12 protein-coding genes, 5 tRNA genes and 1 pseudogene are annotated in these 17,658 nt (G+C 74.6%); 9 read left to right on the forward strand and 9 right to left on the reverse strand.

Features of this window, described 5'->3' with window-relative positions; all coding sequences use genetic code 11:
* A partial coding sequence (locus ACWCXH_RS19790; RefSeq protein WP_449802726.1) for a hypothetical protein occupies positions 1-196 on the reverse strand: 196 nt, incomplete at its 3' end.
* A 163-nt stretch (positions 197-359) separates the two neighbouring features.
* Between ACWCXH_RS19790 and ACWCXH_RS19795 the strand changes: the two genes are divergently transcribed.
* Positions 360-929: a CGNR zinc finger domain-containing protein gene (locus ACWCXH_RS19795; RefSeq protein WP_449802727.1), complete on the forward strand. Its 570-nt coding sequence runs from the start codon at positions 360-362 to the stop codon at positions 927-929.
* A gap of 30 nt (positions 930-959) precedes the next feature.
* Here the strand turns inward: ACWCXH_RS19795 and ACWCXH_RS19800 are convergent, their stop codons facing one another.
* Positions 960-1,412: a hypothetical protein gene (locus tag ACWCXH_RS19800; RefSeq protein ID WP_449802728.1), complete on the reverse strand. Its 453-nt coding sequence runs from the start codon at positions 1,410-1,412 to the stop codon at positions 960-962.
* A 109-nt stretch (positions 1,413-1,521) separates the two neighbouring features.
* On the opposite strand from ACWCXH_RS19800, the gene ACWCXH_RS19805 reads away from it, so the two are divergent.
* Positions 1,522-2,022 carry a DsbA family protein gene (locus ACWCXH_RS19805; RefSeq protein ID WP_449802729.1) on the forward strand — a complete coding sequence of 167 codons (501 nt, stop codon included), beginning with the start codon at positions 1,522-1,524 and terminating at the stop codon, positions 2,020-2,022.
* A gap of 12 nt (positions 2,023-2,034) precedes the next feature.
* Here the strand turns inward: ACWCXH_RS19805 and ACWCXH_RS19810 are convergent, their stop codons facing one another.
* Genes ACWCXH_RS19810 through ACWCXH_RS19820 form a run of 3 tightly spaced genes read right to left on the reverse strand, consistent with a single transcriptional unit; the run spans position 2,035 to position 4,845 of the window.
* On the reverse strand, positions 2,035-2,877 hold the full coding sequence (locus ACWCXH_RS19810; protein ID WP_449802730.1) for a GNAT family N-acetyltransferase: 843 nt from the start codon (positions 2,875-2,877) through the stop codon (positions 2,035-2,037).
* Positions 2,878-2,924: 47 nt separating this feature from the next.
* A complete protein-coding gene (locus ACWCXH_RS19815; RefSeq protein WP_449802731.1) occupies positions 2,925-3,755 on the reverse strand; it encodes an aminotransferase class IV in 831 nt (276 codons plus the stop codon).
* Positions 3,756-3,795: 40 nt separating this feature from the next.
* On the reverse strand, positions 3,796-4,845 hold the full coding sequence (locus tag ACWCXH_RS19820) for a chorismate-binding protein (protein WP_449802732.1): 1,050 nt from the start codon (positions 4,843-4,845) through the stop codon (positions 3,796-3,798).
* Positions 4,846-5,072: 227 nt separating this feature from the next.
* On the opposite strand from ACWCXH_RS19820, the gene ACWCXH_RS19825 reads away from it, so the two are divergent.
* From ACWCXH_RS19825 to ACWCXH_RS19845, 5 genes are all read left to right on the forward strand, one after another.
* Positions 5,073-5,145: transfer RNA gene (locus tag ACWCXH_RS19825), tRNA-Gly, on the forward strand.
* 40 nt (positions 5,146-5,185) lie between these two features.
* Positions 5,186-5,259, forward strand: a tRNA-Cys gene (locus ACWCXH_RS19830).
* Positions 5,260-5,293: 34 nt separating this feature from the next.
* Positions 5,294-5,365 (forward strand) — tRNA-Val (locus ACWCXH_RS19835).
* 41 nt (positions 5,366-5,406) lie between these two features.
* Positions 5,407-5,478 (forward strand) — tRNA-Val (locus ACWCXH_RS19840).
* Positions 5,479-5,519: 41 nt separating this feature from the next.
* A tRNA-Val gene (locus tag ACWCXH_RS19845) sits at positions 5,520-5,591 on the forward strand.
* A 273-nt stretch (positions 5,592-5,864) separates the two neighbouring features.
* Here ACWCXH_RS19845 and ACWCXH_RS19850 read toward each other — a convergent pair.
* Positions 5,865-6,062 carry a hypothetical protein gene (locus tag ACWCXH_RS19850; protein WP_449802733.1) on the reverse strand — a complete coding sequence of 66 codons (198 nt, stop codon included), beginning with the start codon at positions 6,060-6,062 and terminating at the stop codon, positions 5,865-5,867.
* A gap of 424 nt (positions 6,063-6,486) precedes the next feature.
* Here ACWCXH_RS19850 and ACWCXH_RS19855 point away from each other — a divergent pair.
* Positions 6,487-7,737: pseudogene (locus tag ACWCXH_RS19855) on the forward strand (protein kinase domain-containing protein); the annotation flags it as partial.
* Positions 7,738-8,667: 930 nt separating this feature from the next.
* Here the strand turns inward: ACWCXH_RS19855 and ACWCXH_RS19860 are convergent.
* Positions 8,668-9,474, reverse strand: a complete 807-nt coding sequence (locus ACWCXH_RS19860; protein WP_449802734.1) for a TrmH family RNA methyltransferase — start codon at positions 9,472-9,474, stop codon at positions 8,668-8,670.
* Positions 9,475-9,574: 100 nt separating this feature from the next.
* Between ACWCXH_RS19860 and ACWCXH_RS19865 the strand changes: the two genes are divergently transcribed.
* Positions 9,575-12,316, forward strand: a complete 2,742-nt coding sequence (locus tag ACWCXH_RS19865) for a SpoIIE family protein phosphatase (RefSeq protein ID WP_449802735.1) — start codon at positions 9,575-9,577, stop codon at positions 12,314-12,316.
* Positions 12,317-12,390: 74 nt separating this feature from the next.
* Here the strand turns inward: ACWCXH_RS19865 and cobA are convergent, their stop codons facing one another.
* Both cobA and cobT read right to left on the reverse strand, forming a co-directional pair.
* Positions 12,391-13,668, reverse strand: coding sequence for a uroporphyrinogen-III C-methyltransferase (gene cobA / locus ACWCXH_RS19870; protein ID WP_449802736.1), 1,278 nt, complete (start codon positions 13,666-13,668; stop codon positions 12,391-12,393).
* A gap of 103 nt (positions 13,669-13,771) precedes the next feature.
* The gene (gene cobT, locus ACWCXH_RS19875) at positions 13,772-17,623 is read right to left on the reverse strand and encodes a nicotinate-nucleotide--dimethylbenzimidazole phosphoribosyltransferase (protein ID WP_449802737.1); all 3,852 of its coding nucleotides are present in this window, start codon (positions 17,621-17,623) and stop codon (positions 13,772-13,774) included.
* Positions 17,624-17,658 lie beyond the last annotated feature (35 nt).

Genomic DNA, 17,658 nt, shown 5'->3' on the forward strand with positions numbered 1-17,658 from the left:
CCTTGCCGGTCTGCAGGGCCGAGCCGATGCCCTCGAAGACGTCCGGGACCTCGGCGTCGGCGGTCTTGCGCGGGGTCCCCGCTCTGGTGGGAGCGGGGCCGCAGCACCGCAGGCGCCCGGCACCGGGGCCGGCCACCCCTTCGGGTGGTCGGCCCCGGTGCCGGGCGCCGCTGGTTTTCGGTGGCGGATCGATCATTTGCGCGCGTTATTCGATTGACCGCCGTCCACTTTCCGTCACATTGACGCCATCCGTACATACCTTCGAAAGAAGGCGCCGTCCTTCCGCCGCACGGCCCGGTATGGTCTGGGGTAACCGCAGACGCGGGGTAACGCAGTCCCCCTCCGCGAGGAGTCCCCACGTGCTGATCACCCATGACACCGAGTGCGCACTGAGCACCCTCGTCGAGCTGCTCAACACCGCGCCCGAGGTCTGCGGCACCGAGCTGCTGCCGGACGTGGCCGCGCTGGACGCCTTCGTGATCCGCCAGGAGATCAGCGAGATCGACTCGCTCACCGAGGACGACCTGGGCAGCGTGCAGGAGCTGCGCTCGCGACTGCGCGAGGTGTTCGGCACCGAGTCCACCGCGGCGGCGTCCGAGCTGGTCAACGCGATCGTCGCGGCAGCCGGGACGACGCCCCGGCTGATCAACCACGACCACCACGGGTGGCACATCCACTACTTCGCGCCGCACGCCGCGCTCGGCGACCACCTGGCCGCCGAGCTGGGCATGGCGCTGGCGTTCATCTTCATGGCGGGCGAGAGCGAGCGGCTGCGCCGCTGCGAGGCGCCGGACTGCGCACGCGTCTTCGTGGACCTCTCGCGCAACCGCTCCCGCCGCTACTGCGACAGCCGCACCTGCGGGAACCGGCTCCACGTCGCCGCGTACCGGGCGCGGCAGCGCTCGGCGGAGGCCGTGCCCTCCAGCTGAGGCCGCCGCCCGTACCGCTCCGGGCCCCGGTCAGATCCCGCGCTTGCGGAGGATCTCCTCGATGTCGGCGAAGTCGCCGAGGCCGTCGTCCTGCTTCTTCGCCGCCGCCCTCCTCGGCGCCTGCTCCGGCTGCGCCACCGCGGGCCGCTCGGGCGCCCCGGGCGCCGCCGAGTGGGTCTCCGGGGCCCCGACCGCGCCGCGGCGGCTCACGAAGCGTGTGGTGAGCAGCAGGGCGACGGAGATGCCGAGCAGCACGATGCCGGTCCAGACGCGGGGGTCGAAGACCAGTCTGGCGGCCCACTTGGCGAACTCGTCGCCGATCGTGCGGGCGACGGGGAACAGGCCGGTCAGGTAGAGGCCGGCGGGCAGCAGGGCGACGGCGAACCAGCGGGTCGCGGAGAGGAAGCGGCGTCGGTAGGCGCGCAGGCCCGCGACGGCGACGCCGGCCGCCGTGAGCGCGAAGCCGAAGGCCGCGGTCAGCACGGCCGTGCCCCGTCGTGTCCGGTCGTCCTGGTCATCGGTGCCTCCTGTCACTCGGCCCTCGGGCACACCGCGGGGCGGCGCGGAGGCCCACTAATGGAACACTGGGGGAATGATCGATGGTTCCCTTCCCCGTCTCGAGTTCTGGTGCGACCTCCAGTGCCCGGACTGCCGCACCGCCCTGGACGACGTACGGGCGCTTCGTGCGCAGTACGGCGACGCGCTGCAGGTGGAGCTGCGGCACTTCCCGCTGGAGAAGCACAAGCACGCCTACGCGGCCGCCGAGGCGGCCGAGGAGGCGTTCGCGCAGGGGCTGGGGTGGCCCTTCGTGGAGGCGCTGCTGGCCCGGGTCGAGGAGCTGGACGCGAAGGGGCAGCAGGTGCTGCTGGACGTCGCGCGCGAGACCGGGGTGGACGCCGAGGAGGTCGACACGGCGCTGATCGACGGCCGGCACATGCTGACCGTGGACGCCGACCAGGCCGAGGGCAGGGCGATCGGGGTGAAGGGCACCCCGACGTACGTGATCGCCGGGAAGCGGCTGGACGGCGGGCAGAGCCAGGACGGCCTGCGCGCCCGGATCGTCGCCATCATCGAGGAGGAGAAGGCGTCCTGACGGTGCGTCAGCTCACAGCGGCTTGCCGTAGAGGCGGTTGGTGACCTCGTAGCCGAGCGAGGCGTAGAGCCGGATCGCGACCTCGTTGGCGGTGAAGACGTTCAGGCCGAGGGTGTGGACACCGGCGGCCAGGCACTCGCGTTCGGCGAGCAGCATCAGCGTGCGGCCGTGTCCCCGGCCCCGGTGGACCGGGGACACCTCGACGACCATGACCCAGGCGAGGGGTTCGCCGTCCGGCAGGTCGCGCAGGTGGAGGTCCACCCAGAGCGAGCCGAGCGGCTCGGCGCCGTCGGCGCCGCAGAGGCGGCGCAGGGCGACGCCGGGGCTGTCCGCGCCCCGCGGGAGCAGGCGCTGGTGGTCAACGCCGGATTTGGCGCGGGACTGCTCCTCGGTGAGGCCCGAGTCCCGCAGCGAGCGGACGTAGTCCTCCGCGGCCCGGTCGAGCCAGGCCGGGAATTCCTCGGCTCCGATCGCTCGCGCGGTGACGCCGGCGGGCAGGCCGGGGGGCATGGTCAGGCGCTTGGCCAGGTTCCGCATCCGCTCGGTGTACCCGAGGGCGGCGGCGAGGCCGCGGGCGACCTGCGCGGGCTCGGGGACGCTGACGTCCACGCGGGTGCAGCCCCAGCCGCGCAGCACCTCCTCCGCGGCCAGTGCGCCGAACGTCCCGCGACCCCGGCCGCGCCCTTCATGGATCTCCAACTCGGCGATCTCGCCCCAGAGTTGGCTACCGTGCGGGACGGCGGTGGTGCGCAGTGCACCGACCGGACGGCCGTTGGCGCAGATCTGCCAGCGTCTGGTGCAGCCCCCCGCGGGGGTGGGTGTCTCGGGGCCCTCGGGGCGCAGCGTGGAGGTCATGTGGTGGTCCCTTCCCCACGCCGGGCGGGTTATCCGCGGGAGGCGGATCACGGGTCGAGGTCGTCGCCGCTGCGCTCGGCGAAGACGGCCATGGCCTTGGCGGTGACCGGGCCGATCCCGGGCAGTTCGCGGTCGTCGACGCGGGTGACGGCCTGGACGTCGCGCAGGGTGGAGGTCAGGAAGACCTCCTCGGCGTCCTGGAGGGCTTCGAGCGGGAGGTCGGTCTCCTCGGCGCCGCACCACTCGATGACGAGGGCGCGGGTGATGCCGGCCAGGCAGCCGGAGGCGAGGGTGGGGGTGAGCAGCCGGCCGCCGATGACGACGAAGACGTTCGAGCCGGTGCCCTCGCAGAGCAGGCCGGCGGTGTTCGCGAACAGGGCCTCGGAGGCGTCGGCGCGGTGGGCGGCGGCGAGGGCGACGACGTTCTCGGCGTAGGAGGTGGTCTTGAGGCCGGCGACGGCGCTGTGTTCGTTGCGGCGCCAGGGGACGACGGCGACGGCGGTGGTGTCGGGGCGCCGGTTCACGGCGCCGATGGCGGCGACGAGGGTGGCGCCGGAGTCGCCGCGCTCGGAGCCGAGGGGGGCGTTGCCGCCGGTGTAGGTGACGCGCAGTCGGCCGAGCGGCATGGGGTTGGCGGCGAGGACCTGGGCGCAGGCCTCGCGGACCTGGTCGTGGTCGGGGTCGGGCAGGCCGAGGCCGCGGGCGGAGCGGGTGAGGCGGTCGAGGTGGCGGGTGAGGGCGAAGGCCTCGCCGTCGGCGGCCTTCATGGTCTCGAAGACGCCGTCGCCGGTGGTGAGTCCGTGGTCGAGGACGGAGACGGCGGCCTCTCCGGAGTCGACGAGCGTGCCGTTGACCCAGCTCTTGGTGGGGGTGTGCATCGAGCGCTGCTCCTCGGCAGGGTGGCTTCAGGGAGGTTCTTCAGGGGGTTTCGCTGCCCGACGCTATCGCGACCAGGCGGGCGGCCTTCAGTTCGGTTTCGGCCCACTCGCGGTCGGGGTCGGAGCCCCAGGTGATGCCGGCGCCGGTGCCGAAGCGCAGCACGGGGGTGGCGGGGTCGGTGCGGTCGATCCAGAAGGTGCGGATGCCGACGGCGAGTTCGCCCTCGCCGCGGTCGGCGTCGACCCAGCCGACGGCGCCGCAATAGGGGCCGCGGGGAGCGGTTTCGAGGGCTTCGATGATCCGCAGGGCGCTGGACTTGGGTGCGCCGGTGACGGATCCGGGCGGGAAGGTGGCGTCCAGGAGCTCGGGCCAGCCGGCGCCCTCGCGCAGGGTGCCCTCGACGGTGGAAACGAGGTGGACGAGGCCGGGGTGCTTCTCGACGGCGCACAGGTCGGGGACGGTGACGCTGCCGGTCGCGCAGACGCGGCCGAGGTCGTTGCGGACCAGGTCGACGATCATCACGTTCTCGGCGTGGTCCTTGTCGAGGAGGTCGTCCTCGGTGCGGCCGGTGCCCTTGATCGGGCCGGAGGAGACGGCGCGGGCGGTGCGGCGCAGGTAGAGCTCGGGCGAGGCGGTGGCGATCTCGACGCCGTGGTCGGGCAGGCGGATGGTGCCGGCATAGGGGGCGGGGTTGCCGTGGGCGAGCAGTCCGGTGAGGGCGTCGATGTCGCTGCGGTCGGGGTCGGGCAGCGGTGCGGAGAGCACGCGGCAGAGGTTGGCCTGGTAGACCTCGCCGGCGGCTATGTGCTCGCGGATGCGGCGGACGCCCGCCGTGTAGGCGGCGCGGTCCAGGGAGCTGTGCCAGCTGCCGGCATCCGGTCCGCGCCAGCCGGCGCCGGAGGGGGGCGCGGGGGCGGGGCGGACGTCGTCGAAGCGGGCACAGGTGAGGCGGCCCTCGAAGTCGTGGGCCACGGCCCAGTAGCCGGTGGAGTCGAGCGCGGCCGGGTCCGAGGTGACGTCGCGCAGGCCGGTGGCGAGGCGGCCGCCGAAGCGGGCGAGCGGGCTGTGGGGGGCGGTGCGGCCGGACACGGTTCTCCTGCGCGGTGGTGCTTGGGCGGCGGTGCCTGAAGTGTAGGTCGGGAGCGCTCAACGGGCCCGGGGGCGTACGGCGGGACGAGCAGGCGCGAGCGGCTTTCGGGTGTGCACCGAGTGCACGCTGCGGGAACGGATTTTTAGCTGGCCCGGGAATCCGCTAGAGTTCAACACGTCGCCAGGGAGCGCAGCCGGAGAAAAGCGGTGAAGGTCCCGGGAGACAGGCGGACGTGGCTCAGTTGGTAGAGCATCACCTTGCCAAGGTGAGGGTCGCGAGTTCGAATCTCGTCGTCCGCTCGATGGAGAACAGTGTAAGATCGTTCTTCGAGTGTTGCCTGGTGGAGTGGCCGAGAGGCGAGGCAACGGCCTGCAAAGCCGTGTACACGGGTTCAAATCCCGTCTCCACCTCCAAGAGGATCACCCGGTTCGGCCGGGAGACCTCCCCGCGCGATTAGCTCAGCGGGAGAGCACTACCTTGACACGGTAGGGGTCACTGGTTCAATCCCAGTATCGCGCACGTCGGATCCTCCGGGGTCTGCTGCAGGACCGCCACACCAGGCGCGATTAGCTCAGCGGGAGAGCACTACCTTGACACGGTAGGGGTCACTGGTTCAATCCCAGTATCGCGCACGTCGGGCCCTCCGGGGTCTGCTGCAGGACCGCCACACCAGGCGCGATTAGCTCAGCGGGAGAGCACTACCTTGACACGGTAGGGGTCACTGGTTCAATCCCAGTATCGCGCACAGTAACGGCCGGGGCCGCGATCCATGAGGGTCGCGGCCCCGGCCGTTTCGGCGTTCCCGGCGTGCGCGCGAGGCGTGCCCGCAAAGAGAAGAGCCGCGTACGGTCGCCCTCACCGACGTCCGTACGCGGCGTCTCCGCCTGCCGGGGTGCTCTGCGCACCGCTCCTCGCCCGTCCGCGTCTCAACGCGGGCGCGGCCTCCCCGGCGACACTGGCTCCCCGTCCCCAGGGGATCAGTGCCCGTTCTGCGGCCGGCCACGGGGCCGGCCAAGTCTCAGTGGGTGATCAGATCGATGACCACCTGGGCCTGGTGCGCCATCTGGTCCCAGCCGCCGAACAGCGCCACCAGCAGCACCGCGCACGGCAGGGCCATGGCCAGCGCCACCGCGGGGTGACGAGTGGGCTCCGCGGAGCGGGGCAGCGTGAAGGCCGGCCGACGGCGGCGGGGGGTTCCCGTGAGCTGCGGTGCCATGCCCTTACTCCTGATCCGGTCTCGGAGCCGTTCTTCCGGTCGAGTTGGCGCGGTGGACGGCTTACCTCGGGGGACGAGCTCCCGTCCACCGCTGAGGACAACGCTATGGCGCAGGGGGCCATCCGGGCGTCATGCCGTCGTATTGTTCCTCGGGCCTCCCGGAGGATGACGCTCAGACTTGGGGACTACTACCGGAGGGGGAGACCCTCTTCGCCCGGTCCCCGAGGGAACCCTGAGAGGCGACCCCGAGAACCGTCTCGCCACCCCCATGACCAGCAGGTCAGTGCAAGATCCGACAATCACACGGTGGCTTGAGGTGTTGCGTATCAGCACACCGCATCGGGCAGTCCGTAAGCTGTGCCAGACAGGAACTGACGATGCCCCAACCGACGGGGCCTCACCCACAGGCTGACGGGGAACGGACATGGCGATGATGCGGCTGAGGCGTGAGGACCCCCGCATCGTCGGGCCGTACCGCCTCCACCGGCGACTGGGGGCCGGCGGCATGGGCGTCGTCTACCTCGGCTCCGACCGGCGCGGGCAACGGGTCGCCCTCAAACTGATCCGCGCCGAGCTCGCCGAGGACCAGGAGTTCCGCACCCGCTTCGCCCGCGAGATCGCCGCCGCCTCGCGCATCCGCGGCGGCTGCACCGCCCGCGTCGTCGGCTCCGACATCGAGGCCGACCGTCCGTGGCTCGCCACCGCCTACGTGCCCGGGCCCTCCCTCTACAAGCGCGTCGGCGACGAGGGGCCGCTCAGCTGGCAGGAGGCCGCCCGGATCGGCGCCGCGCTCGCCGACGGGCTCGTCAAGGTCCACGAGGCCGGCGTCGTCCACCGCGACCTCAAGCCCTCCAACATCCTGCTCTCGCCCCGCGGTCCCCGGATCATCGACTTCGGCATCGCCTGGTCGCGCGGCGCCAGCACGCTCACCCACGTCGGCACCGCCGTCGGCTCCCCCGGCTTCCTCGCGCCCGAGCAGGTCCGCGGGGTCGCCGTCACGCCCGCGACCGACGTGTTCGCCTTCGGCGCGACCCTCGCGTACGCGCTCACCGGGGACACACCGTTCGGGTCCGGGGCCTCGTCGGAGGTCATGCTGTACCGGGTCGTGCACGAGGAGCCCGACCTGTCGGCCGTACCGCCCCAGCTCGCACCGCTGATCCGGGCCTGCCTGGCCAAGGAGCCCGGCGAACGGCCCGGCGCGGCCGCCCTGCACGAGCGGCTCAGCGAGCTCGCGGCACGGGGAGCGGCGACCAACGGCGGCGGGCGCGTCACGCGGCGCGCTGCGACGGCACCCGTGCCCGGGGCGGACGCTTCGGGCGGTGTGCGGCACGGGGTGCCCGCGCCCGGGCGGTCGCCGGACCCGGCGGCCGCGGCACACGCCCGGGCGGCGGCGGGAAGCCGGCTGGGGCCCGCCGGGCCCGGCGAGGCGCAGCGGCGCCCGCAGGGGGCGGCCGCTCCACACCCCAGACCCGAGGCGGCGTCGGGGGGCCGGCCGGTCCGGGACCGTCAGCAGACGCCGACGCCCGGCCACTTCGGCGGCCACTCCGGCGGCCGCGACCGCGGGCGGCTCCGGGACCGTCAGCACACCCCCGCCCCCGGGCGGCCCACCACCGCGCGGCAGCGGCTGCTGCGGCAGCGGCTCGTCGTCTTCGTGACGGTGACGATCGGGGTGGCGCTGGCCATCGCGGTGGCGCAGGGGTGCGAGAACCGGAGCAACCAGGGGCTTCGGCCCTCGGGCTTGCCGGCGATGGTCGTCTCCCCCGCCGAGCGGGCGGTGGGCAGGACGTCGGTGGACGGCACGGCGGTGACCGCCACGCCTTCGGTGGCGCCGTCGCCGACGCCTTCGTCGACGCCGGTGGTGGCGGCGCGGGGTGGGGCGGGCTCGGGCTCCGGCCCCGCCGACCTGGCGTTGGCCCCGGCCCAGGGGGCCGGGCCGGCCGTGGACTGGCCCAACCGCACGTACCCCGACGCAGCGGGCGGCCCGGGGATCGCGCTCCGGGACGGACGCTCGGCCACGGGCGGGCCGCAGCTCGCGCTCAGCTCGGTGCTGCCGGCCCGGTACAAGGGGGCGCCGGCGACGGTGGTCGTGCTCCGCCGGGCGGAGGGGTCGGTGCCGGTCGACCTCGTACAGCTGTACACCTTCGCCGGGAACAGCCCGGTCGCTGCCGCCACGCGCTCTTCGACCGCCGATCCGCAGGCCACGGCCTCCTGGCGGCTCGACGGCGGGGCGGTGGTCAGGGAGGAACGCGTCGCCCAGACGGGGGCCGTCACCTCCACCCGCTACACCGTCCGGCCGGACGGCTCCCTCGACGAATCCTGGCCCGGGGCGGGCGCCTCCGGCGGCGCGGGCCTCACCGCCATTGCCCCGGCCGCCGCGGCCCCGGCTCCGCCGACTGCTCCGGCGGGCTGAGAGCGGGAAGCCGGCCGGGCCGACGCCGAGGTGGGGTCGGAAAGCGGCTCGGCGGGAACGTGCGGGTCGTCGCCGCCCGCCGTGCGCAGTTCCCCGCGTCCCTGGCCGGGCACGGGGATTGAGGCAGGCGGGGGCACAAGGGCTGTGGCCGCCGGGGGCTGAGGGGGAAGGCGGGACAGTTCGGCGGGACCCGGGCTATGGGGTCGTCACGGCGTAGAAGGCCACGGCTGCTGCTGCGCCGACGTTGAGGGAGTCGATGCCGTGGGCCATCGGGATGCGGACGGGGCGGTCGGCGGCCTTGATGGCGTTGGGGGTGAGGCCGTCGCCTTCGGCTCCGAGCATCAGCGCGGTCTTGGGGAGGTGCTGCGGGGCCAGGGTCGACAGGTCGACGGCGGTCTCGGCGGGGGTGAGGGCGAGGAGGGTGAATCCGGCGTCGCGGACGGTGGTCAGGGCGGTGGGCCAGGGGTCGAGGCGCGCGTAGGGGACGGCGAAGACGGCGCCCATCGAGACCTTGACGGCGCGCCGGTAGAGCGGGTCGGCGCAGTCGGGTGACAGGAGGACGGCGTCCATGCCGAGGGCGGCGGCGCTGCGGAAGATCGCGCCGAGGTTGGTGTGGTCGACCAGGCCTTCGAGGACGGCGACCCGGCGGGCGCCCGCCAGCACGGCGGCGGCGTCCGGGAGGGGCTTGCGCTCCATCGAGGCGAGGGCGCCGCGGTGCACGTGGTAGCCGGTGACGGCCTCGGCGAGGGCCGGTTCGACGACGTGGACGGGGGCGTCGGCCTCGGCGATGACGTCGGCCATGACGTCCAGCCACTTGGGGGTCAGCAGCATCGACCGCATGCGGTAGCCGGCGGCGAGGGCGCGGCGGATGACCTTCTCCCCCTCCGCGATGAACAGGCCCTCGGCGGGCTCGCGCCGGCGGCGCAGTTCGACGTCGGTGAGGCCGGTGTAGTCGGCGAGGCGGAGGTCGGCCGGGTCGGTGATGGTGCTGGGTTCGGACACCCTGCGATCTTGCCAAGCCCGGGCGGTGAAGGCCAAACGGCCGAAGGCGGCGGGCGGCTTGACCTTGGCCCCGCGGCGATCGGAGTGCAAACATGACCGTATGGCCCGATTCCCGGGTCGATCATGGGCTCCGTCGGCCTCTGGTGCCACTGGTTCCGCCGGCTCCTCCGGTGGACGCCCTAACGGTCGGCAACAGCAGCCGCGCACCCGTCGCGCGTGGCCGGTGAAGCTCCGGTCCGTGGCCGGTCAGGTGCTCGTGCTGCAGATCCTCGTGGTGCTGCTGGTCGTGGTGGCCGCCGGGGTGGCGCTCGTCGTGCAGTCCCGCAACGACGCGGACAACCAGGCCCGCAGCCGGTCGGTCGCGGTCGCGCAGACCTTCGCCCATTCGCCGGGCATCGTCGAAGCGTTGCACTCCCCCGATCCGACGGCGATCCTGCAGCCGGAGGCGCAGGCCGCACGAGTCGCGTCGGGCGTCGACTTCATCGTCGTCATGAACAACGACGGCATCCGCTACACCGGCCCCGACCCGGCTCGGATCGGCCAGAAATTCATCGGCACCTACGAACCCGCCCTGCACGGGCACGTGGTGGTCGAGCAGGTCAACGGGACGCTCGGCCCGCTGGTGCAGGCGGTCGTCCCGGTGTACGCGCCGGACGGCTCGGTGGCCGGGCTGGTCTCGGCAGGCGTCACGCTCGCGAACGTGAGCACCGTGAGCGAGCGGCAGCTGCCGGTGGTTCTGGGCGCCACCGCGGGCGCGGTCGCGCTGGCGATGCTCGGGACGGCGCTGATCAGCCGGCGGCTGCGGCGCCAGACGCACGGGCTCGGGCCGGCCGAGATGACCCGGATGTACGAGCACCACGCGGCCGTGCTGCACGCGGTGCGCGAGGGCGTGCTGATCGTCGACGAAGACGAGCGCCTGCTGCTCTGCAACGACGAGGCGCGCCGGCTGCTCGGCCTGCCGCCTGACGCCGAGGGGCGGCTGGTGACCGAGCTGGGCCTGGAACGCGCTCCCGAGGAACTGCTGACCGCCAACCTGCCGGTCACCGACCAGGTGGTGATGGCCGGGGAACGGCTGCTGGCGGTGAACATCCGGCTCACCGACCGGCACGGCGGCCCGCCCGGCTTCGTGGCGACCCTGCGCGACTCCACCGAGCTGCTGGCGCTGTCCGGACGGGTCGAGGTGGCGCAGCGCCGGCTGCGGCTGCTGTACGACGCCGGGGTGACGGTGGGCAATTCGCTGGACATGACGCGGACCGCGGAGGAGCTGGCGCACGTTGCGGTGCCGCGGTTCGCGGACTTCGTGACGGTGGACCTGGCCGAGCAGGTGCTGGCGGGCGAGGAGCCGCCGCCGGGCCCGTCGCTGGGGCGGATGCGCCGGGCGGCGGTGGCGGGTGTCCGGGCCGACGCGCCCTTCTACCCGGTGGGGACGGTGCTGGACGTGGTGCCGTCGACGCCGCTGGCGGGGGCGCTGCGCAACCAGGAGCCGACGCTGGAGCCGCGCCTGGCCGAGGAGACCGAGTGGCGGGAGCAGGACCCGGAGCGGTCGCGGCAAGTACTGGCGTACGGGGTGCACTCGCTGCTGCGGGTGCCGCTGCGGGCGGGCGGGGTGCTGCTGGGGGTGGCGCGGTTCTGGCTGGCGGACCGAGCGGAGCCGTTCGAGGCGGACGATCTGGTGCTGGCGGAGGAACTGGTGGCCCGTGCGGCGGTGTGCATCGACAACGCGCGCCGGTTCACCCGCGAGCACGCGATGGCGGTGACCCTCCAGCACAGCCTGCTGCCGCGCAGCCTGCCCGCGCAGAACGCGCTGGACGTCGCGCACCGGTACCTGCCGGCGCAGGAGGGCGTGGGCGGGGACTGGTTCGACGTGATCCCGCTGCCGGGCGCGCGGGTGGCGCTGGTGGTCGGGGACGTGGTGGGGCACGGGCTGCACGCGGCGGCGACGATGGGGCGGCTGCGCACGGCGATCCACAACTTCTCGACGCTCGACCTGCCGCCGGACGAGCTGCTGGGGCACCTGGACGACCTGGTGAACCGGATCGACCAGGACGAGGCGGCGAGCGGGGAGGCCTCCGAGCTGGCCGGGGCGACCTGCCTGTACGCGATCTACGACCCGGTGACGCGGCGCTGCACGCTGGCGAGCGCCGGGCATCCGCCGCCGGCCGTGGTGGGCCCGGACGGGCGGGTGGGGTTCCCGGAGCTGCCGACCGGGCCGCCGCTGGGGCTGGCGATGCTGCCGTTCGAGACGGCCGAGCTGGAGCTGGTGGAGGGCAGCCGGCTGGTGCTGTACACGGACGGGCTCGTGGAGGACCGCGACCGGGACATCGACGAGGGGCTGGAGCAGCTGCGGGCGGCGCTGACCGGACCACCGCGCACGCCGGAGCAGACCTGTGCGGACGTGCTGGGCGCCCTGCTGCCGGAACATCCGCAGGACGACATCGCGCTGCTGGTGGCGCGGACCCGGGTACTGCCGACGGACCGGGTGGCGGAGTGGGACGTGCCGTCCGACCCGGCTGCCGTGGGGCAGGTCCGGAGGGCGGTGACGGAGCGGATGGCGGCGTGGGAGCTGGACGAGGCCGCGTTCGTCACCGAGCTGATCCTGAGCGAGCTGGTGACCAACGCGATCCGGTACAGCTCCGGGCCGATCCGGGTGCGGCTGCTGCGGGACCGGTCGCTGATCTGCGAGGTGTCGGACGGCAGCAGCACCTCGCCGCACCTGCGGTACGCGGCGACGACGGACGAGGGCGGGCGCGGGCTGTTCCTGGTCGCGCAGTTCGCGAACCGCTGGGGGACGCGGTACACGGCGACGGGGAAGGTGATCTGGACGGAGCAGCCGCTGGAGTAGCGCGCCGTCCTTGGAGCGGGAAGTCGGGTGGGCCGGCTTCCCGCTCCGGGGGCTGCTTCCGGAAGCTCCGGGGACTACTTCTGGAAGGCCGCCGCGAGCACGTTGACCACGTCGCCGATGACGATCACCGCCGGCGGCTTGATCCCCTCGGCCTCGACCACGGCGCCGACGGTGGCCAGGGTGGCGTCCACCCGGCGCTGGGCCGCGGTGGTGCCCTCCTGGACGATCGCGACCGGGGTGTCCGCCGGACGGCCGTGCTCGACGAGCTTCGCCGCGATCGCCGCGATCTTGTCCACGGCCATGAGCAGCACCAGGGTGCCGCTCATCCTGGCAGCGGCCTCCCAGTTGGTGAGCGAGCGCTCGTCGTCCGGCCCGACGTGGCCGGAGATCACGGTGAACTCGTGCGTCATGCCGCGGTGGGTGACCGGCACCCCGGCCGCCGCCGGGACGCTGATCGAGCTGGAGATGCCCGGCACCACGGTGACCGGCAGCCCGGCCTCGGCGCAGGCGAGCAGTTCCTCGCCGCCGCGGCCGAAGACGTACGGGTCGCCGCCCTTGAGCCGGACCACGAACTTGCCGGCCTTGGCGTGCTCGATCAGCGTCCGGTTGATCGCCTCCTGGGCCATGAACCGGCCGTACGGGATCTTGGAGGCGTCGATCACCTCGACGTGCTCGGGCAGTTCGGCCAGCAGCTCGCGCGGGGCGAGGCGGTCGGCGACGACGACGTCCGCGTCGGCGAGCAGGCGGCGGCCGCGCACCGTGATCAGGTCCGGGTCGCCGGGGCCGCCGCCGACCAGCGCCACGCTCCCCCGGCCTGACGGCCGGGAGGTACCCCCGGCGCCGTGGGCGCGGTACTGGCGGGCGGCCAGCGAGCCGTCCCGCAGGCCGTCCACGATGGCGTCGCGCAGGGCGGCGGAGTGGCGCGGGTCGCCGGTGAGGACGGCGACGGTGGCGCCCGCGTCCCGGCCGCTGGCCGGGGTCCAGGCGGTCGCGGCGGCAGCGTCGTCACTGCGGGCGCAGAACACCCGCTCGCGCTCGGCCTCGGCGCTGACCTGCGCGTTCACCGCCGGGTCGTCGGTGGCGACCAGGGCGTACCAGGCGTCGGCCAGGTCGCCGTCCCGGTAGGGACGGGCGTGCCAGGTGAGCTCGCCCGCGTCGGCCATGGCCTGGACGGCCGGAGTGGTGCCCGGGGATATCAGGTGCAGGTCCGCGCCGGTGGCGATCAGCGCGGGCAGCCGGCGCTGCGCGACCTGCCCGCCGCCCACCACGACCACGCGGCGACCGGCGAGCAGCAACCCGACCGGGTAGGGGGTCCGGCCTTCGGTGCTGGGGTGCGGGGTGGGCGCGGTCATCGGCGGTGCTCCTGATCGGGAGTGAGGGTGCGGGGGTGCGGACAGACGCCGCTCCGCGAACCGGCGCGCCCTCGGGCCGATCCGCGGAGCGGTGACGGGAACGTCAGGCCTTCTCGGTGACCCCGGCGGAGTCGAAGGTGGCTACATCGTGCATCGCGCGGGCCGCACTCTGCACCAGCGGCAGGGCCAGCAGGGCACCGGTGCCCTCGCCGAGCCGCAGGTCCAGGTCGATCAGCGGACGCAGGCCGAGCTTCGCCAGTGCGGCCTGGTGGCCGGGCTCGGCGGAGCGGTGGCCGGCGATGCAGGCCGCCAGCACCTCGGGGGCGATCGCCTTGGCCACCAGGGCGGCCGAACCGGCGATCACGCCGTCCAGCACGACCGGGGTGCGCAGCGAGGCGGCGCCCAGCAGGAAGCCGGCGATGGCGGCGTGCTCCAGGCCGCCGACGGCGCACAGGACGCCGATCGGGTCGGCCGGGTCGGGCTGGTGCAGGGCCAGCGCGGCGCGGATGACCTCGACCTTGTGGGCGTGCATCTCGTCGTCGATGCCGGTGCCGCGGCCGGTGACCTCGGCCGGGTCGAGACCGGTGAAGACCGAGATCAGGGCGGCCGAGGCGGTGGTGTTGGCGATCCCCATGTCGCCGGTGACCAGGGCCTTGTTGCCGGCCGCGACGAGGTCGCGGGCGGTCTCGATGCCGACCTCGATCGCCTTGAGGGCCTCCTCGCGGCTCATCGCCGGGCCCTGGGTCATGTCGTCGGTGCCGGGCTTGACCTTGCGCGGCAGCAGGCCGGTGGCCCGGCCCTGCTGGACGGCGTCGGGCAGCTCGGCGGCGACCCCGACGTCGACCACGCAGACCTCGGTGCCGATCTGCTTGGCGAAGGCGTTGATCACCGCTCCCCCGGCGAGGAAGTTGCCGACCATCTGGGCGGTCACCTCCTGCGGCCAGGGGCTGACGCCCTGGGCGTGCACGCCGTGGTCGCCCGCGAAGATCGCGACGCAGGCGGGCTCCGGGACCGGCGGCGGGCACTTGCGGGACAGGCCGCACAGCTGGGCGGAGATGATCTCCAGCATGCCGAGCGAGCCGGCCGGCTTGGTCATCCGCTTCTGGCGGTCCCAGGCCTCGCCGAGCGCCTTGGCGTCCAGCGGGCGGATGCCGCGCAGGGTGTCGGCGAGCAGGCTCTGCGGCTCCTCGCCGGGCAGCGCGCGGTTGCCGTACTGCTCCTCGTGGACGACCCAGGACAGCGGGCGCTTCTTGGCCCAGCCCTGCTGCTCCAGCTCGGGCTCGTCCGGGAAGGAGTCGACGAAGCCGACGCACAGGTAGGCGACGACCTCCAGGTGCTCGGGCAGGCCGAGCTCGCGGACCAGCTCCTCGTCGTCGAAGAAGCTCACCCAGCCGACGCCCAGGCCCTCGGCGCGGGCGGCCAGCCAGAGGTTCTCGACGGCCAGGGCGGCCGAGTACGGGGCCATCTGGGGCTGGGTGTGGCGGCCCAGGGTGTGCCGGCCGCCGCGGGTGCGGTCGGCGGTGACCACGATGTTGACCGGGGTGTCGAGGATGGCCTCGATCTTGATCTCGCGGAACTGCTTGGCGCGGCCCTTGGGCAGCGAGTCCGCGTACGCCTCGCGCTGGCGCTCGGCCAGGGCGTGCATCCGCTTGCGGGTCTTGGCCGAGCGGATCACCACGAAGTCCCACGGCTGCGAGTAGCCGACGCTGGGCGCGGTGTGGGCGGCCTCCAGGACGCGGATCAGCACCTCGTGCGGGATCGGGTCCGGGCGGAAGCCGTTGCGGATGTCGCGGCGCTCGCGGATCACCTGGTGGACGGCGTCGCGGCCGGCGTCGTCGTAGCCGGGGGCGGCGGGGCCGCGCGGCTCGGCGGGCTCCTGCTCGGCGTCCTGGGCGTCGGTCTCCTGGGCGTCGGCGGGCCGCTCGTCCGTGTCCGGCTGGTCGGAGGCCGACTGCTCGGCGGCCTCCTGGGCGGGCCCGGCAGTGGCGTCTGCGGTGGCCTCGCCCTCGACGGGAGCGGGCTCGGCCTCGGCGGCGACGGCCTGCGGCTCGGTCTCCGGGGTCTCGGCGGCGGCGGGCTCGGCGGCCTCGACCATCTCGGCGGCGGCCCGGGTCTGCTCGGTCTCGGGGGCGGCGGGCTCGGCGGCCTCGACCACCTCGGCGGCGGCCCGGGTCTGCTCGGTCTCGGGGGCGGCGGGCTCGGTACCCTCGGCGGCCGGCTCGGCCGGGGCCTCGACGACCTGGGCCTCGACGGGCGCGGCCTCCTGCGGCTGCCCGGCCTCGACGGCGGTGACGGCCTGACCGGACGGCATCTCACCGGTGCCGGCCGCGGTCTCGGCCGCGGCCTGCGGCTCGGCGTGAGCGGCCTCGGCGCCCTCGACGACCACCGGTGCGGCGGCGACCGGCTCGGCCTCGGGCGCGACGGCCTCGACCGGCTCCGCGCCCTCGACGGCCGCAGCCTCGGCAGCCGGAGCGTCGACCGCCTGGGCTTCGACCGCCTGGGTCTCGACCGGAGCGGTCTCGACCGGAGCGGCCTCGGCAGCCTGGCCCTCGACGGCCTGTCCCCCGACAGCCTGTCCCTCGGCCGCCTGGACGTCGACCGGCGCCGCCTCCACGACGACGGCCCCGGCGGGCTGCGCCGGCTCGCCCTCGACGACGGCCTGCGGCGCGGCCTCGGCAGGCGCTATGGGAGCGGGCTGCTGCGCAACGGCCTCCTCGGCGACCGGCGCCGGCTCGGTCGCCTCGACCTGCGGCAGGCCGTGCGGGGTCGGCGCGGCCAGGAAGGCGGAGATGCGGCGGGGCTGCTGCGCGGCCTGACCGGCCTGCTCAGCGGACGTGGGAGCCTGCGCGGGCTCCTCGGCGACGGGCGCCTCGACAGCCTGCGGAGCGGCCTCGAAGGGCTCCGCCACGACCGCCACGACCGGCTCGACCGGCTCGACGGCCTGCGGCGCGGCCTCGGCCACCGACTCGACGACCGGCTCGGCGACGGCGGCCTCGACCACCTCGACGACCTCGATCGCCCCGGCCGTCGGCACGGCCACGCCCCCGGCGACCGGCTCCCCGAGCGGCACCTGCACGCCGCCCGGGATCTCCTGCGCGGCCTGCGGGAGCTGAGCGTCCACCAGCGCGACCGGCACGTCCGTGACCGGCACCGCGTCGACGGCCGGCGGCACCGGCGCGACCGGGACGGGCGCCGCCATCGGCGCCGGGGCCTCGGCGGGGCGGCCGACGACCGGAATGCCGTGCGCGGGCGTGCTGCCCTGGGACGGGCCGCGGTCGGCGAGCGAGCGGACCGGGACCTGGCCGGTCATCAGCGACGGGTCCGGGATCGGCGGACCGGCGTGCAGCGGGCGGCGCGGCTGCTGAGCCGGCGTCACCGGCTCCTGGACCTGCAGCGGCACCGGCGCGACGGGCACGGCCTGCGGGGCGTGCTCGGCACCCGGCACCGGCGGCTCCACCGGCGGCCAGGACGGCTCGACCGGCATGCCGTCCTGGAACGGCCCAGCCGGGATCTGTCCGGTCGGGATCTGCCCGGCCGCGGCGTGCTCGGCGGGGACGGTGCCGAGCGGCTCGCCCCACGAGCCCTGCGGGCCGGGCATCAGCAGGACGTCGTCCTCGTCGTCGAGCCCGTCCGCCTGGTCGGGCTGGTCAAGGAAGTGGAAAGCCGGGCGCGGGGCACCCGGGTCGACCGCCCAGCCCTCGCCGGGCACGCCGTAGTTCTGCACGCCCTGCGGGTGGCCCTGCGCCGGGATGAAGCCGACGGCGGGCGGCACCGCGCCGTGGAGGCCGGGCCCGGTGGGGTTCGGGATCACACCGCCGTCCGTCATGACACCCGGTACGGGTGCGACGCCCTGCACGGGTGCGGCGGCGACGCCCTCCGGGCCGCCGATCGGGTCGGGCCCGGCGTGCAGGTGCTCCGGCAGTCCCTCGCCCGGGACGTGGCCGCCATCGGTCATTGTCAAAGCTCCTTCCAGGCCGCTGCCGCGCCCTC

This window comes from Kitasatospora sp. NPDC001660, from assembly GCF_053596725.1.

Coding starts and splice junctions, on each gene's coding strand:
- cobT (WP_449802737.1), bottom strand. CDS start 17,623: ATGACCGATGGCGGCCACGTCCCGGGCGAGGGACTGCCGGAGCACCTG.
- ACWCXH_RS19850 (WP_449802733.1), bottom strand. CDS start 6,062: ATGGCACCGCAGCTCACGGGAACCCCCCGCCGCCGTCGGCCGGCCTTC.
- ACWCXH_RS19805 (WP_449802729.1), top strand. CDS start 1,522: ATGATCGATGGTTCCCTTCCCCGTCTCGAGTTCTGGTGCGACCTCCAG.
- ACWCXH_RS19865 (WP_449802735.1), top strand. CDS start 9,575: ATGGCCCGATTCCCGGGTCGATCATGGGCTCCGTCGGCCTCTGGTGCC.
- ACWCXH_RS19815 (WP_449802731.1), bottom strand. CDS start 3,755: ATGCACACCCCCACCAAGAGCTGGGTCAACGGCACGCTCGTCGACTCC.
- cobA (WP_449802736.1), bottom strand. CDS start 13,668: ATGACCGCGCCCACCCCGCACCCCAGCACCGAAGGCCGGACCCCCTAC.
- ACWCXH_RS19810 (WP_449802730.1), bottom strand. CDS start 2,877: ATGACCTCCACGCTGCGCCCCGAGGGCCCCGAGACACCCACCCCCGCG.